Source organism: Streptomyces sp. SA15 (assembly GCF_002291145.1).
In the GTDB taxonomy this organism is placed as follows: Bacteria; Actinomycetota; Actinomycetes; order Streptomycetales; family Streptomycetaceae; genus Streptomyces.
In genome coordinates, this window is the sequence record NZ_NTGE01000025.1 from 1 (window position 1) to 4,939 (window position 4,939).

Consider the following 4,939-nt stretch of genomic DNA (forward strand, 5'->3'; position numbering starts at 1 on the left):
CCTCGGCGAGCGCCGCGGGGTCCAGTCCGCCGACGTTGACGCGGCGGATCCGGTCGGCGGCGCGGACCGAGCCGGGCGGCGGGATCTCGGGCCGCCAGCTCCCGTCCGGCCCGGTGGTCAGGCGCAGCCGGAGCATGTCGTGGTGGTCGAGGAGGCTCTGCAGGAGGGCGGTGAGCCGCGGTTCGTCCAGGTCCGCGGGGGTACGCAGCACCACCGACTGGCTGAAGCCGTCCACGGGGCCGCCCAGTTCGCGCAGCCAGTGCATGATCGGGGTGGCCGGGAAGGGCCCGCTGCCGTCCAGGCCGGTGGGTGGGCCGTCCCCGTCCGGGACGTCCCCGGCGACGGCCACCAGCCGGGCCACCGTGCGCTGTTCGAACACGTCCCGCGGGGAGAGCAGGAGCCCCGCCTTGCGGGCCCGGCCCGCCAGTTGCATCGACATGATGCTGTCGCCGCCCAGGGCGAAGAAGCTGTCGTCGACCCCGACGCCGGTGGCGCCGACGACCTCCTCGAAGAGCCGGACGAGCAGTTGCTCCCGCTCGCTGCGGGCCGCGCGGCCGTTGCCGCCGCCTCCGGTGACGACGGGCGCGGGCAGCGCCTCCCGGTCGACCTTGCCGTTGGCGTTGCGCGGCAGCGTGTCGAGCACCACGCACGCGGCGGGCACCAGCGGGGCCGGCAGCCGCCCCGCCAGATGGTCGCGGAGTGCGGCCGGGTCGGGGCGGCGGCCCGCGACGGGCACGGCGTACGCCACGAGGCGGGGGGCGCCGGGGGTGTCCTCACGGGCCGTCACGTACGCCTGCGCCACGTCGGGGTGTTCCTCCAGCACCGCCCGGGTCTCGCCGGGTTCCACCCGCTGCCCGCCGATCTTGATCTGGTCGTCGGCGCGTCCCAGGAAGTCCAGGGCACCGTCGGGGCGCAGCCGTACCAGGTCGCCGGTGCGGTACAGGCGGCCGCCTGGCGGGCCGAAGGGGTCGGCGACGAAGCGGCCCGCGGTCAGGCCGGGCCGGCGTAGGTAGCCCCGGGCCGGCATGACGCCGCCGACGTAGAGCTCGCCGGTCACGCCCGGCGGAACCGGGCGCAGCCAGGCGTCCAGCACGTACACACGGGTGTGGGGCAGCGCGGTGCCGATGGGCGCGGAGCGGGGCCAGCGGGCGGGGTCGGGGTCGAGGGTGGCGGCGGTCACCACGTGGGTCTCGGTGGGTCCGTAGAGGTTGTGCAGGCGTCGGCCGGGGCGCCGGCGGAAGAGGCGTTTGACGGCGTCCGTCGGTGTCAGGGCCTCGCCGGCCTGGACGATGTGGCGCAGGGCGGGCAGGTCGCGGTTGCGGGCGGCGGCCGCCTCGGCGAGTGCCTCCAGGACGGTGTTGGTCGTGTACAGGTGCAGGGCTTCGTCGCGTTCCAGCCAGTCCAGGAGTTCGTGGGGATCGTGCCGGGCGGCGTCGGTGGCGACGGTGAGGATCTGGCCCTGGGTGAGGGCCGAGAGCATCTCCAGCGGAGCCGGGTCGAAGGCGATCGTGGAGAACTGCGAGACGGCCTGCCCGGCGGGGGCGGGCACCGCGTCCGCATACCAGGCCATCAGGTTGAGCAGCGGCTCGGCGTGCATCTCGACGCCTTTGGGGCGGCCGGTGGAACCGGAGGTGTAGAGGACGTACACGAGGTGGTCGGGCGTCAGGGGGGCGTTGCGGTCCGCGTCGGTGAGGTCGGTGTCGCAGTGGGCGGCCAGTTCCTCGGCGCACGCCGGGTCGTCGAGGACGACGGCCTCGGTGCCGTCCGGTAGCCGTTTCTCCTCGGCGGCGGTGGTGACGACGGCGACCGGTGCGGCGTCCTTCAGCAGGAAGGCGATGCGTTCGGGCGGGTAGGTGGTGTCGACGGGGACGTAGGCGGCGCCGGCCTTGAGGACCGCGAGGAACGCGACGACCTGGTCGGCGGAGCGGGGCAGGGCGAGCGCCACCAGGGTCTCGGGGCCGGCGCCGCGCGCGACCAGCAGCCGGGCCAGCCGGTTGGAGCGGGCGGCCACCTCGCGGTAGGTCAGGCGGGCGTCCGCGCAGACGACGGCGGTGGCGTCCGGGGTGCGGGCGGCCTGGCGCTCCAGCAGGACGGGCAGCGCCACGCGCGGGTACGAGGGCGTACCGTCGGGGACCTGTGCCACGGCCGCGCGCTCGTCGGCCGTGAGCAGGTCGAGGGCGGCGGTGGGCCGGTCCAGGTCGTCCGCCAGGGCGTGCAGCACCCGCAGCAGCCGGTCCGCGATGCCGCGCACCACCTCCGGGCGGCACCGGCCCGGCCGGTGCTCGACGCGCAGCCGCAGCCGTTCGCCGGGGATCACCACCAGGCTCAGGGGGTAGTGGGTGGCGTCGCGCACCTCCAGGCCGGCCAGGGTCACGCCGTCGGCGTGCAGGTCGAGGGCACCGGGGTCGAGCGGGTAGTTCTCGAAGACGACGAGGGTGTCGAAGAGTTCTCCGAGTCCGGCCGCGCGCTGCACGGCGGTCAGACCGGCGTACTGATGTTCTGTCAGGCTGCCCTGGTGGTCCTGGAGTTCGCGCAGGGTCGCGGCGAGGGACCGGCCGGGGTGGGTGCGCAGCCGCACCGGCACGGTGTTGATGAACAGGCCGACCATGGAGTCGGAGCCGGGTACCTCGGGCGGCCGTCCGGAGACGACCGCGCCGAACGTGACGTCGGCGGAATTCGTCAGGGCGCCCAGCAGCAGTCCCCAGGCGCCCTGGACGAGCGTGTTGAGGGTGAGTCCGTGGGCGCGGCCCCGGGCGGTGAGCGCGGCCGTGGCGCGCTCGTCGAGTTCCACGTACTCCTGCCGGGAGGGCTCGCCGGTGTCCTCGATTCCGGGCGCGGCGACGGTGGTCGGCCGGTCGAGTCCTGCCAGCTCCCGGCTCCACGCCCGAGCGTCGGCGTCGGTGTCGCGGGCGGCGAGCCAGGTGAGGTGGTCGCGGAAGGAGGGCGGGGCGGGGAGGGACGCCTCGTCGCCGTCCGCGGCGTACAGGGCGAACAGGTCGGCCAGCAGCAGGGGCATGGACCAGCCGTCGAACAGCAGGTGGTGGTGGCTGAGTACCAGCCGGTGCTCCTCGGGGCCGAACGTCACCAGGGCGCAGCGCAGCAGGGGCGGCCGAGCGGGGTCGAAGCGGCGGGTCCGGTCCGCGGCCAGCAGACGCTCCAGTGCCTGCTTCCGGTCGGGTGGCGCGGTGCCCGTCAGGTCGTGTTCGCTCCACGGCACCTCGGCATGCCGGGGTATCACCTGCACCGCCCGCTTCATGCCGTCCTGCCAGAAGCCCGCCCGCAGATTGGGGTGGCGGCGCAGCAGGGCGTCGACGGCGGCGCGCAGCCGCGCGGGATCCGGCCGGCCGCGCAGGTCGAGGACGAACTGGACGACGTAGACGTCGGCGGCGCGCTCGTCGTACAGGGCGTGGAAGAGCAGCCCGTCCTGAAGGGGCGTCAGGGGCAGCACGTCCGTCAGTCCCGTCCGCGTCACAGCGTCTCCTCGCTCGGGTTCCGTCCGGCACGCGCCGGGCCCTCGGAATGGATCAGCAGCATCGTCACAAATAGCGCTGACTGTGCACTGACGGACGCCTGACAAGATGGCCACCGCATTAGGAGGGTGTGTGCGGAATTCCTCTTCCTCCCCGCTTTCCCTCCTTTCGTGCCGACCGACGTCTGCTAGGCTCCCGACGTATCGGCCCACCTGCCGGCATGCTCCCGTGAGCGTGTCAGAAAGCGGCTTCGACGGACCACCTCCCGGCATCCCATCAGGAATTCCAGAACTCCGTGCGGGCCGCGCCGGGAACCGGACACGATGGGTGACGACGATGCTCAGTCCAGCGCAGATCACCGACTACCGCTCCACCGGATTCCTGCTCACCGACAGCGGGATCGGCTCCAGGGACCTGGAACGGGTACGCGAGGAGGTCGCCCGTCTCGAGGGCGTGGAACACCCCGGGCGCGTGATGGAGAATGACGGCGCGACCGTGCGCGGCCTGCACGGTTGTCACCAGGTGAGCGAGTTGTTCGGCCGACTGGTGCGGCTGCCGCGGATCCTCGATGCGGCACGGCAGCTCGTCGGCGGGGACGTGTACGTCCACCAGGTGAAGGTCAACGCCAAGCGGGCCCTGCACGGCGATGTGTGGCCCTGGCACCAGGACTACGTCTTCTGGCAGCACAAGGACGGGATGCGGCGACCCCTGGCGGTCAACGCGGCGATTTTCCTGGACGAGGTCACCGAATTCAACGGGCCGCTTCTCCTCATACCCGGATCGCACCGTAAACGGGTTCCGCAGAACCTGCCGGGAAACGACGGAGAAACGGCCACGGATAACCCGGGAACGGCCTCCGGGAATGCCGACGGAGAACACCGCTCGGGTGCCTCCGGGAAACAGGACTGGCTGTCCAACCTGTCGGCCGACCTGGATTTCCGGCTGCGCGCCGAGCAATTGACGTCGCTGGTGGCGGAAAGCCATATCACGTCCGCCACGGGGCCGGCCGGGGCCCTGCTCTTCTTCGATCCGCGCATCGTGCACGGCTCGGGCACCAACATGTCGCCCTTCGACCGCAGGGTCGCGCTGTTCACCTACAACAGCGTCACCAACCCGCTCTCCGATGTCGCGTCGCCCCGGCCGGAGTTCCTCGCGGCCCGGGACTACCGGCCGCTGAGTCCGCTGTCCGGGGCGCTGTGATGGGGTCGGGCACCGCCGCGGCCACGGACTCCACCGCCGTCTGGCGGCCCGGTGCCGACGGCCCGCTGTGCGATCCGGCTCCGCTGCTGCCCGACCCCGCGCCGGTGCGGGTCCTCGGCACGCCCGCGGCCGGCACGGCCGATCCCGGGTGGGCCCGCGCCCTGTACGAACGGCTCGTCGTCGGACGGCGGTTCAACGAACAGGGCACGGCGCTCGCCCGGCAGGGGCGCCTCGCCGTCTATCCCTCCTCCACCGGTCAGGAGGCCTGC

General features: G+C 73.3%; 2 protein-coding genes and 1 pseudogene. 2 read left to right on the forward strand and 1 reads right to left on the reverse strand.

Features of this window, described 5'->3' with window-relative positions; all coding sequences use genetic code 11:
* Positions 1-3,472, reverse strand: a 3,472-nt coding sequence (locus CLM62_RS04250) for a non-ribosomal peptide synthetase (protein WP_179381932.1), incomplete at its 3' end; no start/stop codon positions are given.
* A gap of 334 nt (positions 3,473-3,806) precedes the next feature.
* Between CLM62_RS04250 and CLM62_RS04255 the strand changes: the two genes are divergently transcribed.
* A complete protein-coding gene (locus CLM62_RS04255) occupies positions 3,807-4,670 on the forward strand; it encodes a phytanoyl-CoA dioxygenase family protein (RefSeq protein WP_095748515.1) in 864 nt (287 codons plus the stop codon).
* Positions 4,670-4,939: pseudogene (locus tag CLM62_RS04260) on the forward strand (pyruvate dehydrogenase (acetyl-transferring) E1 component subunit alpha); the annotation flags it as partial. The gene CLM62_RS04255 and the pseudogene CLM62_RS04260, both read left to right, overlap by 1 nt.

Coding starts and splice junctions, on each gene's coding strand:
- CLM62_RS04255 (WP_095748515.1), top strand. CDS start 3,807: ATGCTCAGTCCAGCGCAGATCACCGACTACCGCTCCACCGGATTCCTG.